Annotated in this window: 12 protein-coding genes and 2 riboswitches; of the genes, 8 read left to right on the top strand and 4 right to left on the bottom strand. The window is 68.1% G+C overall.

The features are described 5' to 3' along the window. Positions 1-172 precede the first annotated feature (172 nt). The 8 genes from C2U31_RS00410 (at position 173) to C2U31_RS00375 (ending at position 9,863) form a co-directional block, all read left to right on the top strand. Positions 173-787, top strand: coding sequence for a superoxide dismutase (locus C2U31_RS00410; protein ID WP_103271123.1), 615 nt, complete (start codon positions 173-175; stop codon positions 785-787). A gap of 25 nt (positions 788-812) precedes the next feature. Continuing rightward, on the top strand, positions 813-1,706 hold the full coding sequence (locus C2U31_RS00405; protein ID WP_103271122.1) for a ZIP family metal transporter: 894 nt from the start codon (positions 813-815) through the stop codon (positions 1,704-1,706). 109 nt (positions 1,707-1,815) lie between these two features. Further along, positions 1,816-1,910: riboswitch (glycine riboswitch) on the top strand. 29 nt (positions 1,911-1,939) lie between these two features. Next, positions 1,940-2,074, top strand: a riboswitch (glycine riboswitch). An 80-nt stretch (positions 2,075-2,154) separates the two neighbouring features. Further along, positions 2,155-3,255 (top strand): glycine cleavage system aminomethyltransferase GcvT, encoded by a 1,101-nt coding sequence (gcvT, locus tag C2U31_RS00400; RefSeq protein WP_103271121.1) that lies wholly within the window; start codon positions 2,155-2,157, stop codon positions 3,253-3,255. An 87-nt stretch (positions 3,256-3,342) separates the two neighbouring features. Then, entirely contained in the window at positions 3,343-3,720 is a 378-nt protein-coding gene (gene gcvH / locus C2U31_RS00395) for a glycine cleavage system protein GcvH (protein WP_103271120.1), read from the top strand. A gap of 91 nt (positions 3,721-3,811) precedes the next feature. After that, positions 3,812-6,685 carry an aminomethyl-transferring glycine dehydrogenase gene (gene gcvP / locus C2U31_RS00390; protein ID WP_103271119.1) on the top strand — a complete coding sequence of 958 codons (2,874 nt, stop codon included), beginning with the start codon at positions 3,812-3,814 and terminating at the stop codon, positions 6,683-6,685. Between the two features lie 149 nt (positions 6,686-6,834). Further along, positions 6,835-7,473 carry a LysE family translocator gene (locus C2U31_RS00385; protein WP_103271118.1) on the top strand — a complete coding sequence of 213 codons (639 nt, stop codon included), beginning with the start codon at positions 6,835-6,837 and terminating at the stop codon, positions 7,471-7,473. A 15-nt stretch (positions 7,474-7,488) separates the two neighbouring features. After that, positions 7,489-8,886, top strand: coding sequence for an HdeD family acid-resistance protein (locus C2U31_RS00380; protein ID WP_103271117.1), 1,398 nt, complete (start codon positions 7,489-7,491; stop codon positions 8,884-8,886). Next, positions 8,883-9,863 carry a DUF4105 domain-containing protein gene (locus tag C2U31_RS00375; protein WP_103271116.1) on the top strand — a complete coding sequence of 327 codons (981 nt, stop codon included), beginning with the start codon at positions 8,883-8,885 and terminating at the stop codon, positions 9,861-9,863. The genes C2U31_RS00380 and C2U31_RS00375 overlap by 4 nt, the downstream gene beginning before the upstream one ends. A gap of 329 nt (positions 9,864-10,192) precedes the next feature. Here the strand turns inward: C2U31_RS00375 and C2U31_RS00370 are convergent, their stop codons facing one another. From C2U31_RS00370 to C2U31_RS00355, 4 genes are all read right to left on the bottom strand, one after another. Then, positions 10,193-11,218 carry an IS110 family transposase gene (locus tag C2U31_RS00370; protein ID WP_103271115.1) on the bottom strand — a complete coding sequence of 342 codons (1,026 nt, stop codon included), beginning with the start codon at positions 11,216-11,218 and terminating at the stop codon, positions 10,193-10,195. A gap of 122 nt (positions 11,219-11,340) precedes the next feature. Beyond that, entirely contained in the window at positions 11,341-13,305 is a 1,965-nt protein-coding gene (locus C2U31_RS00365) for a DUF945 family protein (protein ID WP_103271114.1), read from the bottom strand. Between the two features lie 223 nt (positions 13,306-13,528). Next, on the bottom strand, positions 13,529-15,004 hold the full coding sequence (locus tag C2U31_RS00360; protein ID WP_103271113.1) for a M81 family metallopeptidase: 1,476 nt from the start codon (positions 15,002-15,004) through the stop codon (positions 13,529-13,531). Positions 15,005-15,103: 99 nt separating this feature from the next. After that, positions 15,104-16,513 carry an amidase gene (locus tag C2U31_RS00355; RefSeq protein WP_103271112.1) on the bottom strand — a complete coding sequence of 470 codons (1,410 nt, stop codon included), beginning with the start codon at positions 16,511-16,513 and terminating at the stop codon, positions 15,104-15,106. Between the last annotated feature and the right edge of the window lie 102 nt (positions 16,514-16,615).

Raw genomic sequence — 16,615 nt, 5'->3', positions numbered from 1 at the left:
CGCCGGGAGGCCGCGGACGGCCGCTGCCGGGCGCGCGTCCGGCGGCGATAGGCCGGCCTTATCGCGCGGATTGTGACAATTCCGTTGTGATATCAAATAAAAATAAATATCATTTGTGTTTTCGATAGTGATTCGTTCCCGCCACCGAGGGACGATCTGACGGAGACATCTGATGGCCCATACCTTGCCCGCGCTGCCCTACGCCTATGACGCGCTGGAGCCGCACATCGACGCGCTGACGATGGAGATCCATCACGGCAAGCATCACCAGACCTACGTCAACAACCTGAACGCCGCCCTAGAAGGCGCCGGCCTGTCGACCGATGAACCGGTCGAGTCGCTGGTGGCGCGGCTGGACCAGCTGCCCGCCGCCATCACCGCGGCGGTGCGCAACAACGGCGGCGGCCATGCCAACCACAGCCTGTTCTGGACCGTGATGTCGCCGCGCGGCGGCGGCGCGCCCGACGGCGCGCTGGCGCAGGCCATCGCGTCCGACCTCGGCGGGCTGGACGCTTTCCGCGAAGCCTTCACCAAGGCCGCGCTGACCCGCTTCGGCAGCGGCTGGGCCTGGCTGTCGGTGACGCCGGCCGGCAAGCTCGTGGTCGAGAGCAGCGCCAACCAGGACAGCCCGCTGATGCACGGCAATACCCCGATCCTGGGCCTGGACGTATGGGAGCACGCCTACTACCTGAAGTACCAGAACCGCCGTCCCGAGTACATCGGCGCGTTCTACAACGTGATCGATTGGTCCGAGGTGGCGCGCCGCTACGCCGCCGCCGTGGGCTGATCGCGGTTAGGCCAGCGAGGCGCCCATGAACACATTCAGCCGACACCGGATCCGGCCGGCCGCCACCAGCGTCAGCATCTGGACGCTGGCCGTGCTGGTGTCCTGCCTGGCCCTGTACCAGCTTTGGGTCTGCCTGGACGTGCGCGCGCCGCACGTGGCCGACGCGCTGCTGGGCGGCATGATGGCCGCCGCCGCGACCGCGCTGGGCACGCTGCCCGTGCTGTTCGCCCAGACCTTGCCGCAGAAAGTGCAGGACAGCCTGTACGGCTTTGGCGCCGGCGTGATGTTGGCCGCCAGCGCCTTCTCTCTGGTGGCGCCCGGCATCGCCGCGGCGGGCGAGCTGGGGTATGGCCCCTGGGGCGCCGGCATCCTGGTGGGCGCCGCCATCCTGCTGGGCGCGGCGGTGCTGCTGCTGATGGACCGCTGCCTGCCGCACGAGCATTTCATCAAGGGCAGGGAAGGCATCGAGGCGCATCGCCTGCGCCGCACCTGGCTGTTCGTGTTCGCCATCACGCTGCACAACCTGCCCGAAGGGCTGGCCATCGGCGTGGGCTATGCCGGCAACGACCCGCTGCGCGGCACGGCGCTGGCCACCGGCATCGCCATCCAGGACATTCCCGAAGGGCTGGTGGTGGCGGTGGCGCTGATGGCCGCTGGTTACAAGCGCGCCTTCGCTGTGGCGCTGGGCATGCTGTCGGGCCTGGTCGAGCCGCTGGGCGCGGTGCTGGGCGCTGCCGTGGTGGGCTGGTCGGCGGCCTTGCTGCCGTGGGGACTGGGCTTTGCCGCCGGGGCCATGCTCTTCGTCATCAGCCATGAAATCATTCCCGAATCGCACCGCAAGGGACACGAGGTCCATGCCACCGGCGGGCTGATGCTGGGCTTCGTGCTGATGATGCTGCTGGACACCGCGCTGGGTTAGTGGCGGCGGCTTGCTCCCGGTCTGTCGCGGCCGCCCGAACGGCGCGCGGACTGCCGGGTTTCCTCGCTTTCCGGCGCCCGGGGTTTCGATGTATGCTTGCGCCGCTGTCACGCATGTTGCGGGAGAGAGCGGCCATCAAGCTGGCCGCCGCCGAAGGCGCAATTCGCCCGGAATCGCTCAGGTAACCCATACCGTCCATGCTTGCCCTGTCCCGGTTTTCGGTCGACGCGGCAAAACAGCACTCTGGAGAGACCTGGCGCCGCGCCTTTCAGGCCGTCCCGAATGGGGACGTAGCGGGCAGCCCAGGCGCCGAAGGTGCACACCCGCCACGCGGGGCAACTCTCAGGCAAAAGGACAGAGGGGCGGAAGATTCAGCCGTGCCGTGGACGCGTGTCCGCTGGCGGCTTTCCGCAACCCTGGCAACGCTGCCGCTCCGGAGTTCCCGCGCATGTCCGCAACCCTCAAACGCACCCCGCTGGCCGACGAACACATCGCCTCCGGCGCCCGAATGGTCGACTTCGGCGGCTGGGACATGCCGCTGGCCTACGGCTCGCAGTTGGAAGAGCACCACGCCGTGCGCCAGGACGCCGGCATGTTCGATGTCTCGCACATGCTCAACGTCGACGTGACCGGCCCGGACGCCTTCGCCTTCCTGCAACGCCTGGTCGCCAACGACGTGGCCAAGCTGACCGTGCCGGGCAAGGCGCTGTACAGCTGCATGCTCAATCCGCAGGGCGGCGTGATCGACGACCTGATCATCTATTTCTTCGCCGCCGATGAGTGGCGCGTCGTGGTCAATGCCGGCACCGCCGACAAGGACATCGCCTGGATGCAGCGCGTCCGGCAGTCCGGCAAGTTCGACGTGGCCATCGCGCCGCGCCGCGACCTGGCCATGATCGCCGTGCAGGGCCCGAACGCCCGCGCCAAGGTCTGGGCCGCGCGTCCGGCCTGGCAGGCCGCCAGCGAACCGCTGACGCCCTTCGTGGCCGCCCAGGTGGGCGACGACACGCTGGTGGCCCGCACCGGCTACACCGGCGAGGACGGCTTCGAGATCGTGCTGCCCGCCACGCAGGCCGTCGCGTTGTGGCGCGACCTGGCGGCGCAAGGCGTGCGTCCCTGCGGCCTGGGCGCGCGCGACACGCTGCGCCTGGAAGCCGGCATGAATCTCTACGGTCAGGACATGGACGAGCTGATCCAGCCCGACCAGGCCGGCCTGACCTGGACGGTGTCGCTGAAGAACGCCGAGCGCCGCTTCATCGGCCGCGACGCGCTGGAACAATTCGCCACCCCGGCCGCCTTCCTGGGCCTGAAGCTGCAGGAGCGCGGCGTGATGCGCGCCCACATGGCCGTGCGCGCCAAGCAGGGCGCGGGCGAGCTGACCAGCGGCACCATGTCGCCCACGCTGGGCGTGTCCATCGGCTTCGCCCGCCTGCCCGTGGGCGTGGCTCCCGGCGACACGGTCGAGGTGGACATCCGTGGCAAGTGGGTGCCCGCCCTGGTCTGCAAGCTGCCATTTGTCCGTAACGGCAAAGCCGTCGAACACTCGTAAACTCGAAGCTTCGCGCGCGCCGGCCGGCAGGCCCGCGCGCGAGGCGCGCAATCCCTTTCCCCCATCCGAATAGCCCCAGGAGTTCCCATGAGCCTGCCCACCGATCGCAAGTACACCGAGTCCCATGAATGGGTCAAAGCCGAAGGCGACGTGTTCGTCGTCGGCATCACCGACACCGCCCAGGACCAGCTGGGCGACCTGGTCTTCGTCGGCGACGTCAAGGTCGGCGCCAAGCTGGCCGCCGGCGAAACCGCCGGCGTGGTCGAGTCGGTCAAGGCCGCCTCCGACATCTACGCGCCCGTGGCCGGCGAGATCGTCGCCTTCAACGATGAGCTGGAAAGCAATCCCAACCTGATCAACGAGTCGGCCTTCACCGCCTGGATCTTCAAGATCAAGCCGGACAACGCCGCCGACGCGGACAAGCTGCTGGACGCCGCCGGCTACGAAGCCGTCGCCAACGGCTAAGCCCGTCCCGCGCGGGCCGGCCGCTGCCGCCGCCCGCCCGCGCGTTGCCATACCGATCGTCCCCGACGCTCACGCACCCGAGATCCTCCCCATGTCGCGCGCCCTAGACACCCACACCGACTTCATCCCCCGCCATATCGGCCCCTCCGACGCCGACCAGGCCGCCATGCTCGCCGTGATCGGCAGCCCCAGCCTGGACGCGCTGATCGAAGAAGTCGTGCCGCCCAAGATCCGCAGCCAGGCCCCGCTGGCGCTGCCGCCCTCGCGCAGCGAAACCGACGTGCTGGCCGAGCTCAAGCAGGTCGCCGGGCGCAACAAGGTCTACCGCAGCTACATCGGCCAGGGTTACTACGGCACGCAGACGCCCAACGTGGTGCTGCGCAACATTCTTGAGAATCCCGCCTGGTACACGGCCTACACGCCTTACCAGCCCGAGATCTCGCAGGGCCGTCTGGAGGCCCTGCTGAACTACCAGACCATGGTCGCCGACCTGACCGGGCTGGACATCTCCAACGCCTCGCTGTTGGACGAGAGCACGGCCGCCGCCGAAGCCATGACGCTGGCCCGCCGCAGCGCCAAGTCCAAGAGCCCGGTGTTCTTCATCTCGCGCCACGTGCACCCGCAGACCATCGAGGTCGTGCGCACCCGCGCCGAGGGCCTGGACATCGAAATCGCCGTGGGCGACGAGGCCGAAGGCCTGCCGGAATGCTTCGGCGTGCTGCTGCAATACCCGCACAGCACCGGCTCGGTGGCCGACTACCGCAAGCTGGCCGACGCCGCGCACGCGCAGGGCGCGGTGGTGGCCGTGGCCACGGACCTGCTGGCGCTGGCCGTGCTGGCCGCGCCGGGCGAGTGGGGCGCCGACATCGCCGTGGGCTCGGCCCAGCGTTTCGGCGTGCCGTTCGGTTTCGGCGGCCCGCATGCCGGCTTCATGGCCTGCAAGGACGCCTACAAGCGCAACATGGCCGGCCGCCTGGTCGGCGTGTCCAAGGACGCGCAGGGCAACCCGGCCATGCGCCTGGCGCTGCAAACGCGCGAGCAGCACATCCGCCGCGAAAAGGCCACTTCCAACATCTGCACCGCGCAGGTGCTGCTGGCCGTGATGGCCGGCATGTACGCCGTGTGGCACGGCCCGGCCGGCATCCGCCGCATCGCCAACCGCGTCAACCGCTACACCGCGATCCTGCGCGCCGAGCTGGTCAAGCTGGGCGTGAAGGTCGCCAACGACAGCTTCTTCGACACGCTGCTGCTGGAAACCGGCGCGGCCACGCCCGCCATCCTGACCGCGGCCGACTGCGCCCACGTCAACCTGCGCCGCGTCGACGGCGCGCGCCTGGCCGTCTCGCTGGACGAGACCGTCACCGCCGCCGACCTGCAGGCCCTGGTCAACGTGTTCGCCTCCGGCCTGGAACGCGATGATGTCGAGCTGGACATCGACGCGCTCGACGCCGCGGCCGCCAGCGGCATTCCCGCCGCCGTGGCCCGCGAAAGCGCCATCCTGAAGCATCCGGTGTTCTCCAGCGTGCAGTCGGAAACCGACATGCTGCGCTACCTGCGCAAGCTGGCCGACAAGGACCTGGCGCTGGACCGCACCATGATCCCGCTGGGCTCGTGCACCATGAAGCTGAACGCCACGGCCGAGATGATCCCCATCACCTGGCCCGAGTTCGCGCTGATCCACCCCTTCGCGCCCGCCTCGCAGAGCCAGGGCTACAAGGAATTGATCGACCGCCTGTCGGCCGCGCTGTGCGAAATCACCGGCTATGACAACATCAGCCTGCAGCCGAACTCCGGCGCGCAGGGCGAGTACGCCGGCCTGCTGGCGATTCGCGGCTACCACCAGGCCAACGGCCAGCATCAGCGCAACGTCTGCCTGATCCCCTCGTCGGCGCACGGCACCAACCCCGCCTCGGCCCAGCTGGCCGGCATGGATGTGGTGGTGGTGGCCTCCGACGCCAACGGCAACGTCGACCTGCCCGACCTGCGCGCCAAGATCGAACAGGTCGGCGACAAGCTGGCCGCGCTGATGATCACCTACCCGTCCACGCATGGCGTGTTCGAGGAAGCCGTGACCGAGATCTGCGAACTGGTGCACCAGGCCGGCGGCCAGGTCTACCTGGACGGCGCCAACATGAACGCCATGGTGGGCGTGGCCCAGCCCGGCAAGTTCGGTTCCGACGTCTCGCACCTGAACCTGCACAAGACCTTCTGCATCCCGCACGGCGGCGGCGGCCCGGGCGTGGGTCCGGTGGCGGTGCGCGCGCACCTGGCTCCGTACCTGCCGGGCGTGGTCAATGAACAAGGCAAGCTGCCCGGCGAAGCCAAGGTCGGCCCGGTCTCGGCCGCGCCTTTCGGTTCGGCCGGCATCCTGCCGATCCCGTTCGTGTACATCTCGCTGATGGGCGCCGACGGTCTGCGCCGCGCCACCGAAGTCGCGATCCTGAATGCGAACTACGTCGCCACCCGCCTGCGCGACCACTATCCGGTGCTGTACGCGGGTCGCAACGGCCGCGTGGCGCACGAGTGCATCCTGGATGTGCGTCCGCTCAAGGAAACCAGCGGCATCAGCGCCGAGGACATCGCCAAGCGCCTGATGGACTACGGCTTCCACGCGCCCACCATGAGCTTCCCGGTGGCCGGTACGCTGATGGTCGAGCCGACCGAATCGGAAAGCCAGGCCGAGCTGGACCGCTTCGTCGACGCCATGATCTCGATCCGCGAGGAAATCGCCCAGGTCGAGCGCGGCGAGCGCGACCGCGAGGACAACGTCCTGAAGAACGCGCCGCATACCGCGCAGATGCTGCTGGCCGAAGAGTGGCTGCACGACTACCCGCGCCAGCAGGCCGCCTACCCGGTGGCCTCGCTGCGCGACGGCAAGTACTGGCCGCCCGTGGCTCGCGTCGACAACGCCTATGGCGACCGCAATCTGGTCTGCGCCTGCCTGCCGGTCGAAGCCTACGCCTGAGGCGCATGACGGCCGCGCCGCGAGGCGGGGCCGTTGTGCCGGCGGGAGGAAAACCCTGGTTCCTGGAACCAGGGTTTTTTTTATCGCGCCCGCGGGGATGTGCAAGAATCAGGCGTGCGCGCGGCGCGGCCGCGCGGGGGGAGATCCTGATGAATACGCCTGCTTTCATTCTGGCCATCCTGGGGGCGCTGTGGCTGGGCGCGATGCTGCCGGGCCCGAGCTTCGTCATCGTCGCGCGCAGCGCCATCGGCCAGTCGCGCCTGGACGGTCTGGCCTCGGCGCTGGGCATGGGCATCGGCGGCATCCTGTTCGCCAGCCTGGCGCTGGCCGGACTTTATTCCGTGCTGCAAACCGTCGGGTGGCTGTACCTGGGCCTGAAGCTCGCCGGCGGCGCGTACCTGCTCTACATGTCGTACAAGATCTGGCGCGGCGCGAGCCAACCTTTCGCGCTGCCTGGCGCCGTGGCCGCGCGTTCAGGCAGCGCGCGCAAGTCGTTCTGGACGGGCCTTGCCACTCAGATGAGCAATCCCAAGACCGCCATCTGGTACGGCAGCATTTTCGCGGCCCTGTTGCCGCAGCAGCCGCCGGCCTGGGTGTATTTCGCCTTGCCGCCGCTGGTGTTCCTGGTCGAGTTCGGCTGGTATGCCATCGTCGCGCTGTGCTTCTCGGCCCAGGGGCCGAGGGCCATCTACCTGCGCGCGAAGAAATGGGTGGACCGGCTCGCCGCCTGCGCCATGGCCGCGCTGGGCCTGCGCCTGATCCTGACCGCGCGCAAGAGCGGCCTTTGACGCGGCGTCACGGGCATGGGAAATCTGGTTCTATTGCTGCTGGGCGTCGATTACCTGCGCAAGCGCGCGCTCGGGCTGGCCGTCGCCGGCTGGTTGCTCCTGGTTGCCGGCGCGGTGGTGTTCATCGACGCGCTGGACGGGGTGCTGTATTTCCCCCTGGACGGCTTTGCCGCGCTGATCGTGATCGAAGGGCTGGCGACGCTGGCCATCGCCAAGTCCGGCGTCGGCGGCCAGCGCGTGCTGCGCTATGTGAAGGGCCTGTTTGTGCTGACGGCCGGCGTGCTGGTCCTGGCGGGCGACCAACACGGGCATTTCGTGTTGTCTATGATCTTCGGCCTGCTGTTCCTGGTCGATGGGCTGATGCAGTGCATCGCCGCCTACGTGGTGCGCTACGCGCGCTGGCGCTATGTCTTCGCCTCGGGCGTGGCCGAGATCCTGCTGGCCATCTTCTTCTTTCAGCCCTATCCCACGCACTACGTGGGCACCGTGCCGTATTGCGTGGGCCTGTTCCTGGCCTTCTCCGGCTTCAAGCTGCTGGTGCTTGCACGCCGCGTCCGCACGCTGGGGGCCAATCCCGGGCTGGTCGTCAACGCACGGCCGGACTTCATGCCGACCGCGTCCGCTGGCCCGGCGCAGACTGTGTTCGACGGCCCGCCGCTGGAATCGGAGCGTGCCCTGACCGTGCACGTCTGGACCCCGTCCGGCTCGGCCAAGGCGCAGACGCGCAACTACCTGATGCTGAACCGCTACATCGCCGCCGTTGACGTCAACGGCGTCATCTCCACGGGGCACGCGGCGCTGGAATCGCCTGAAGGCGTGTATGTGAGCCTATACCCGGCGCAGGAGATCGACCGGTCTCCCGAACAGTTCGGCGCGCTGCTGCGCGCCACGGCCGAGAACGACGTGCCGGGCGTGTTCCAGCCCGACTACGCCACGGAAGCGCAGGCCTGGTGTCCGTCCACCACGCAGGTGCGCATCCGCAACTACGACGCGGCAAAGTTGCAGGCGTTCTGGGACGTCTACCGGCAGGATGCCACCTACAACCTGACGCATCGCAACTGTTCCAGCTCGGTATCGCGCGCGCTGGAGGCGGCGCTGGACGGCGTGGTCGGCCGGCTGCATGGTCCGCAGGCCGGCTGGCGCGTGCTGCTGCGGTTGCTGCTGACGCCGGAATTGTGGGTGGCCTCGCAGATCCGCAAGCGCGCGCTGACCATGGCCTGGACGCCGGGCCTGACGCTGGACTACGCGCGCGCGCTCAGCATGCTGGCCGACCCCCGGCCGTTCGGCTGGTGGCAGATGTCGCAGGCCGCGCTGCGCTTGATCAGGCAGCGGCGCGCGGCCTGGCGCAGCCAGGACCGGGAAGCCCAGGCGCGCAACGCGCAAGAGGCGCCCTCGTCGCAAGGCGCGCAATGATCCTCGCCATCCTGGCCGGTGTGACGATCGTGGCGGCGGCGGGGTGGGGCGCGGGCGCGCTGTGGTTCCAGTCGCCCCGTGGCGGTGCGTGGCGCGCGCTGTCCGTGGCGTGCTGGCTGGCGCTGGCCGGCGCGGCGTTGCTGGGCCTGGCGCTGGAACATGCCGCGCCGCTCTGGCTGTTCGGCGCCGCGCTGCTCGGCCTGCTGGCCTGGTGGCGGCTGGGGGTGCGGCCGTCCAATGCGCGCAGCTGGATGCCCGAAGTGGCGCGGACGACGTGCGGCGACATCGACGGCGACCGGGTCACGCTGCACGACGTGCGCGATTTCGACTGGCGCACGCGCAGCGACTACGACGTGCGCTGGCGCACCGAGACCTACGATCTGTCGCGTCTGGAATCGGTGGATGTCGCGCTGTCGTACTGGGGGCGCCCCGCGATCGCCCATGCGCTGGTGTCCTTTGGCTTCGGCGACGGCCGGCACGTGGTGTTCTCGGTCGAGGTACGCCGCAAGCTGGGCGATGCGTTCTCCGAGATCGGGGGCTTCTTCCGCCAGTACGAGCTGTCGGTGCTGGCGTCCACCGAAGAGGACAGCCTGCGGGTACGCACCAATGTGCGCGGCGAGGACGGTTACCTGTATCGCGTGCACATGCCCGAGGGCGGGGCGCGCGCGTTGTTCCTGGCCTATGTCGAGACGGCCAACGGGCTGGCGCGTCAACCGCGCTTCTACAACACGCTGACCGCCAATTGCATCACCATCGTGTACCAGCTGGCCCGGCGCATCGTGCCAGGGCTGCCGATGGACTACCGGCTGCTGCTGTCCGGCTATCTGCCCGAATACCTGTACCGCATCGGCGCGCTGCGCGGAGCGGACAGCGCGCGGGCCTATCGCGACGCCGGCCGCTATACCGACCGCGCGCGCGCCACGGCCGACGCGGCGCAGTTCTCGCGCAATATCCGCCAGGGCGTGCCCGGCGAATGAGGAGGGCTTTCTTGCCGCGTGCGCCGACTGCCCCCGATGGGGGCAGTTTTCATCTTGGGACGGCCCGGCTATGAAAATCTATGGTCAGCCCGATTTTTGCAAGCGAGGCGGTGTAGGCGTAAATTGGGCTTGCTCAAATCTATTCGGAGTCAGTTGGGGCTAGGCCCCCCGCTCCATGATGAGAGTCGCGCCCGGCAAACCTAAAAAGCCCCTCAGCATCGCGGTGCTGGATTTCATGTCAGGTTTCTTGCCAGGCCGTTGAGCCGTTTATGTCTTCACGTACTCGCGTCGCAAAACCAGGAAGTGACTGCGTAAAACGGTGATGAAGGTCAGGCTGGCGCTACAGTCTGCTCACTTCGGTAGTTCGTTCCATTGGCGAGGATGGCCCAGGCGATCCTCGCCAATTTATTGGCCAGCGCACAAGCGACCACGTTCGAGTGACGTCGGGCCTGCAGCTCGCGCACCCAGGCGCCTAGCCGGTCGGTTCGTCGCTCCACGTGTCGCATGATCGCGCGAGCGCCCTGTACCAACAATCGTCTAAGGTTCTTGTCGCCCCGTTTGCTGATGCCCAGGAGCGTGGGTTTGCCGCCCGTGCTGTACTGGCGAGGCACCAAGCCTACCGAAGCGGCGAACTGGCGCGCCGAACCAAATTGCCGCGCATCGCCCAGCTCAGTCATCAGCACGCTAGCAGTGATTGGCCCGATGCCGGGGATCTGAAGCAGCCGCTGGCTGCGTTCATCCTCGCGCAGCTGTAGACACAGCTCACGCTCAATCTGGCCTACCTGCTCATCCAGATACTGAAAGTGCGATCGCAGCCGCTCCAGCAGCGCGCCTAGTTGGGGCGGCAGCGCGTGTTCGGCCAGAACCGCTGGCAAGCGTCGCAGAATCGCCTGACCACGAGGCAGGCTGATGCCAAACTCCAGCAAAAAGGCGTGCACCTGGTTGATCACGCCCGTGCGCTGAGCGACCAGTGATTCACGCACCCGATGCAGGGCAGAGACGGTCTGCTGAGCCTGATTGCGCACGCTCACGAACCGCATGCTCGGGCGCGAGGCCGCCTCGCAGATCGCCTGGGCATCGGCGAAGTCATTCTTGTTGCCCTGTACGAAGGGGCGCACGAACTGGGGGGAAATGAGCTTGGCCTGGTGGCCCAGTTCTTCGATGCGGCGCGCCATCCAGTGCGCGCCGGCGCAGGCCTCCATCACCACTGTGCTGCGCGGTGTGTTGCCCAGTAACTTGAACAGATCCTGGCGCGAGCACTTCTTGCGAAACATCATCCTGCCGGCCGCGTCCTGCCCATGCAGATGGAAGCTGTGTTTGCCCAGATCGATGCCAATCAGCGTGACGGTGCTCATGAGAGGTCTCCCAAAAAGAACAATCCCCACTCAGCGTACCGCTTCGTGGGGATCGGGCTGACCATCTCATTAACCCCCGCCAGTTTCCTGGCGGGGGTTTTCGATGAGCGTTGCTCGGACGTTTACTTGCCCGCGCCCTTGTTCACCATGGCCGAGAAGTCCTCGGCGATGCTGATGAAGGTGTTCAGCAGGATCTGCAGGTTTTCCTTGCCGATCGCGCCTTCCGCGTTCACGTCCATTTGCAGCACGGCCTGGTTCTTCTCGTCCAGGTAGGCGCGGCTCCAGCGGTATTCCTTGTTCCAGGCGTTGATGGCCTTGAGGGAAACCGGCTTCTTGGCGCTGTACGTGGCGGTGATGACCAGGTCGTAGCACTTCTCGGTGAAGTCGTTGCACAGCAGTTCCACGCGCAGGTCGGCCGCGCCGGTGCCGCTGGGATCCAGCACCAGCACCGGGCCTTCGTCGCCTTCGGAGCGGCGCGGCGAGTAGCCCATGTCGTCCAGCATGGAGGTGACCACGTCGACGTTGAAGTCCTGCATCTGCTCGCCGGAGGAGGCGGGGTCGGTGTCCGAGCTGATGGCGCCGACGGCGGGTTCGGATTCGTCGTCATCCATGCTGTCGTGCGAGCCGGCCGCATCCAGCAGGCCGCTGAACAGCTCGTCCGCCGGGATCTTCTTGCCGTTCAGATCGCCCATGCCGTCGGAGAAGTGGAACTTGCCGATGATGTTGTCGCCGTCGTTCTTGCCGACGTTGAACATCTCGGCCATGCCCGCCATGCTGCGGACCTGTTCCTCGGCTTCGGTGGCGGCCTTGTCGGCGGCCTTGCCTTCGGTCTTGACCATGTACTGCGCGACCAGGTCCTGCACCATGGGCTTGGACACGACCAGGTTGGCATCGATGCGTTTGATGGCCTGGACCAGAATTTCCTGCGGCGTCAGGTCCTTGAGGTTGGCGGGGCTCGCCAGGTCCAGCGCGAAGGTCAGCTTGCTTTCGCCCTTGGCGGTCTTCCAGCTGATCGGGTCCATGCTGAACGTGGGCTTGGCGGCCAGCAGCTTGGTGGCGGTATCGATCAGGGTCTGCACCTGTTCGTCCTTCAAGCCTTCGTCGCTGGCGCCGGCCACGGCCTGGCGCATCATCTGGTTGTAGGTGTCGGCCAGTTGCTTGACCGCGACGCCGTCCAGGTTGCCCAGCTTGACCACGGCCTGGCCGCTGCCCAGCGCCACGCCGTCGACCGTCAGGCCGCCGAGCTTGTAGGCGGCCTGCATGGCGATGTTCTTGTCGTCCTCGGTCAGCTTGACGGTGTAGCCGAAGTCGTCGAGCGCGATCTTCAGCTCGTCCTGGGGCTTGACCATGTCGATGTGCTTGACCTGCACGCCCGAGTCGCCGATCGACAGGCCGAACTTGCCCATCAGGGTGTTCACGTCGATGGACAGGCCGGACAGGGCCATTTTGAACTTGTCGCGCTCGCGCTGGGCCTTCAGGCCGTCGACGCCGATGGTGTCGATCACGCCGCGCGCGACCACCGCCTGCTTGGCGTGGTCGTAGGTGCCGTCGATCTTCATGCCGCTGAAGTCGAGGTCGATGCCATCGCGGCTGAACTTGACCGGCGCGATCTGCGCCGTGCTGGCGCCGTGGCCGCCGTAGGCGACGATGGCGTCGGCCGTCAGCGGGGCCACGTCCTTGGTCAGCTCGAACACCGGCTTGACCAGGTCCGTCTTGGCCATCGCCGCCTGGACGTAGGCCAGCTTGGGCGCGAGGGCGCCGCGCGCCAGCGCGCCCTTGGGGAAGGGGCCGTGCTCGATGGTGGCGTCGAACTCGATCATGCCGTCGGGCAGGACGTCCAGGCTCTTGTCGTTCTTCAGGAGCGACAGGCCATAACGCGCCTGCGTCGAGAACAGGCCGCGCTCGTACTTGATCTGGTCGATGCGCAGGCCGAACAGCGGCGTGACCTTTGCCAGCTTCTCGTTGACCTCGGCCAGGCGGCGCTGCGAGCTTTCCTCGATGCGCTTGCCCGTGTACCAGGTCGCGCCGACCCAGCTTCCCGCTCCCACTATGACCACGCCCAGGGTGATCGCTACGCTCTTTTTCATCGTTCTGCTTTTATGTCGTTGATTGTCGAGTCATGCCCTTGCGCTGCCGCCGATGAACCGCCACGAGGCGAGGACTCCGCGAAGTCATTGATTCATGAGGGCGCAAGGACCCGCGGCGAGTATACCGAGGCTGCCTGTCCGGCGAGAGCGCGCGCCGTTACCGAAGATTTCAAAATGAAAGCCGGCGCGGGTGCGCCGGCGATATTGTCGACAAAATAACGACTTACAGTGGATCCAGCGGGTAGATGGGGCGCCGCACGCGTTTGAATTCCAGTTGGCCGTAGTCCGAGGTGGTCACGCCGACGCCGGTGCATTCGATGATGTCGGTGGCCATGTCGGAGAAGCCCGCGCGCCAGTGGACCCGGCTCTTGAGGGCCACGTAGCGCTTTTGCAGCGGATCGATGCCGGCCGACAGCAGGCAATTGACGTCGAAGGGCTCCTGGTGGCGCGACACCACCACGATCTCCACGCTGCCGGTGTCGATGACGACGGTCAGGCCGGTATCGTTGCGCACGCCGCGATACATGGGGCCCCGGTTCAGGTAGACGCCGTCAAAGACCAGCTTCACGCGGCCGGAGATCTCCAGCGGCTCGCTGGCCTGGCGGATGGCGGGCATGGCGACCTTGCCGCCCAGCTTGATGCGGATCTGGCTGCCGACGCCGGCCGCCGCCGCTTCGCGCGCGGCCTGCGGATCGCAGATGGCGTAGAACACGGCGTTGTCCAGGCCCTGGCGCAGCATCTCGGCCAGCACCGCCGTGGTGTCCATGGTGCCGCCCGAGCCGGTGTTGTCGTAGTGGTCCAGCAGGACCACCGGGCCCTGTGTCACCGCCTTGGCGCGGGTAATGGCGGCTTCCAGCGGTTCCGGATGGAACACCCAGTCGGCGCGGGCGTTCCAGGCGCGCTCCAGCAGTTCGTCGCGCAACTGTTCCGCCTGCTCCGCCTTGCCGTCGGTACAGACCACGGCGCTCAGGCCCGCTTCGCGGATGTCGGCATGCGGGAAGCCGACGAACACCGACGCCGCCAGCACGCCTTGCGCCTCCAGCGCGATGCAGCGCTCCTGCAGCGATTTGTTGGGTTCGGCGTGCGTGCCCTGGCGCATCACGTGCGGCAGCATGGGCTTGTTGCCCCAGCGCATGACGGGCTTGATCTCGCCCTTGAGCGTGCGCACGATGACGTTGGCCGCGCGCAGCCCGGCGGCGTGGATGTCCACGTGCGGATAGGTATGGAAGCCGCTGATGACGGTGGCGTGCCTGACGATGTCGTCGTAGAGGTTGGCGTGCATGTCCAGCGTCACCGCCACCGGCGTCGTCGGATCGATCTCGCGCAGGCGGCGCAGCAGGTCGCCCTCGGCGTCTTCCACGCCCTCGGCCACCATGGCGCCGTGCAGGTCCAGCAGGATGGCGTCGAAGCCGCCGCGCTCGACCTCGTCCAGCACCAGCCGGCACAGGCGTTCGTGTGTCTCGGCGCTGGCCGGCCCGCTGGGCCAGGATTCGGCGGCGACCGGCAGCACGATCTCGGCGCCCTCGCGGCGCGCCACCTCGATGTAGCCGCCCAGGCCGCTGTCGGTGTTCTCATAGGCCCGGATGGCGCGTTCGCCGGCCAGGATTTCGGGATTGCCGCGGAAGAAGCGTTCCAGCGGCGTGGGCACGGGCGAGTATGTGTTCGTCTCGTGCTTGATCATTGCCAATAGCCAGCGCATGGGTCGTCCTGTGGGTTGCCCGGGCTCGTCGCCCGGATATGCGGGGAAAGCGCCCGGGCGCCTCGCGGGCGTCCGGGCATCAAGGCGGAGCGTCCGTCGTCAGGCGCTCTTGGGCGGCTGCGGCCAGGCGCGCTGCGCCGGGCGCATGCGTTCCCAGGCCCGCGCCACGCGCAGCACGCCCAGGTCGTCGAAGCGCGCGCCGGCGATCTGCAGGCCGATGGGCAGGCCGATCCTGGTATAGCCGCAGTTCACCGAGGCCGCCGGCTGCTCGCTCATGTTGTAGGGCAGCGTGAAGCCGATGTGATGCATGGTGGTGGCGACCTCGTTGGTGGGCGAGGGCCATTCGGCGTTGTAGGCCACCACGGGCGCCACCGGCGACAGCACGTAGTCGTACGGCGCGCAGGCAGCGACGGTGCGCGCGCGCACGTTGACCGTCTCGTAGTAGCTGCGGAACACGGCCTCGCCGCTCTGGCCGCCGCCGCTTTCCGCCCAGGCGCGGATGAAGGGCAGGATCTTGCCGCGACGTTCCTCGGACAGCGCCGCCAGGTCGATGGCCGAGCGGGTGCGCCAGAAGCGGTCCACGCCGTCCAGCATGGCGGGCGTCATCCAGGGCTTCATGGGTTCGACGATGGCGCCGGCCGCCTCGAACAGGCGCGCGGCGGCCTGCACGGCGTCCAGGATCTCGGGATCCACGGGCAGGCCGCAGCCGGCGTCCAGCAGCAGGCCGATGCGCACGCCGCGCAGGTCCATGTCCAGGTCGAGCCAGGCGATGTCCTGGTAGGGCAGGCTCATGTGGTCGCGCGCGTCGGGCTGTGACAGCACGCCCATCATCAGCGCGGTATCGGTCACGGTGCGCGTCATGGGACCGGCGCAGCGGCCCATGAAGGGCGGGTCGATGGGAATGCGGCCCAGGCTGGGCTTGAGCGTGGCGATGCCGCACCAGGCGGCGGGCAGGCGCACCGAGCCGCCGATGTCGGTGCCGATGTGCAGCGGGCCGTAGCCGGCCGCGGCGGCCGCGCCGGCGCCGGCGCTGGAACCACCGGGATTCTTGCCCAGGTCCCAGGGATTGCGGGTCAGTTCGTGGAAGCTGGACAGGCCGGACGACAGCATGCCGTAGTCCGGCATGGTGGTCTTGCCCAGCACCACGGCGCCTGCCTCGCGCATGCGGGCCGCCGGCGGCGCGTCGGCGCTGGCCGGTGTCAGGTCGGTGGCCGCGGTGCCCAGCGGCACCGGCACGCCGCGCGTGGCGATGTTCTCCTTGATGGTGGCGGGCACGCCGTCCAGCGTGTAGCCGCCGGCCGACAGCGGCTCGCCCTTCATCCAGCGCGCCTCGGATTCGCGGGCGGCGGCCAGCGCGCCTTCGGGATCCAGCGCGTAGGTGGCTTTCAGGCTGGGTTCCCAGCGCTCGATGTGCGCCAGCACGGCGCGGGTGGCTTCGACGGGGGACAGGGTCTTGGCGCGGTAGGCGGCAAGCAGTTCCTGGGCGGAGAGTTCATGCGGCTGCTGCATGGCGGTTCCTGGTGGTCGGTTCCTGAAGGGGGGATGAGCCTTTGTGTCTGGCCGGCCTCTGCGTGCCGGCTCGGGATGCGGATGCGATGGGGCGCGGCGCGG

Source organism: Achromobacter sp. AONIH1, from assembly GCF_002902905.1.
In the GTDB taxonomy this organism is placed as follows: domain Bacteria; phylum Pseudomonadota; class Gammaproteobacteria; order Burkholderiales; family Burkholderiaceae_B; genus Achromobacter.
The sequence above is the reverse complement of the archived record's forward strand: the minus strand, read 5'-3'. Positions and strand labels throughout refer to the sequence as shown.

Coding starts and splice junctions, on each gene's coding strand:
- C2U31_RS00410 (WP_103271123.1), top strand. CDS start 173: ATGGCCCATACCTTGCCCGCGCTGCCCTACGCCTATGACGCGCTGGAG.
- C2U31_RS00405 (WP_103271122.1), top strand. CDS start 813: ATGAACACATTCAGCCGACACCGGATCCGGCCGGCCGCCACCAGCGTC.
- gcvT (WP_103271121.1), top strand. CDS start 2,155: ATGTCCGCAACCCTCAAACGCACCCCGCTGGCCGACGAACACATCGCC.
- gcvH (WP_103271120.1), top strand. CDS start 3,343: ATGAGCCTGCCCACCGATCGCAAGTACACCGAGTCCCATGAATGGGTC.
- gcvP (WP_103271119.1), top strand. CDS start 3,812: ATGTCGCGCGCCCTAGACACCCACACCGACTTCATCCCCCGCCATATC.
- C2U31_RS00385 (WP_103271118.1), top strand. CDS start 6,835: ATGAATACGCCTGCTTTCATTCTGGCCATCCTGGGGGCGCTGTGGCTG.
- C2U31_RS00380 (WP_103271117.1), top strand. CDS start 7,489: ATGGGAAATCTGGTTCTATTGCTGCTGGGCGTCGATTACCTGCGCAAG.
- C2U31_RS00375 (WP_103271116.1), top strand. CDS start 8,883: ATGATCCTCGCCATCCTGGCCGGTGTGACGATCGTGGCGGCGGCGGGG.
- C2U31_RS00370 (WP_103271115.1), bottom strand. CDS start 11,218: ATGAGCACCGTCACGCTGATTGGCATCGATCTGGGCAAACACAGCTTC.
- C2U31_RS00365 (WP_103271114.1), bottom strand. CDS start 13,305: ATGAAAAAGAGCGTAGCGATCACCCTGGGCGTGGTCATAGTGGGAGCG.
- C2U31_RS00360 (WP_103271113.1), bottom strand. CDS start 15,004: ATGCGCTGGCTATTGGCAATGATCAAGCACGAGACGAACACATACTCG.
- C2U31_RS00355 (WP_103271112.1), bottom strand. CDS start 16,513: ATGCAGCAGCCGCATGAACTCTCCGCCCAGGAACTGCTTGCCGCCTAC.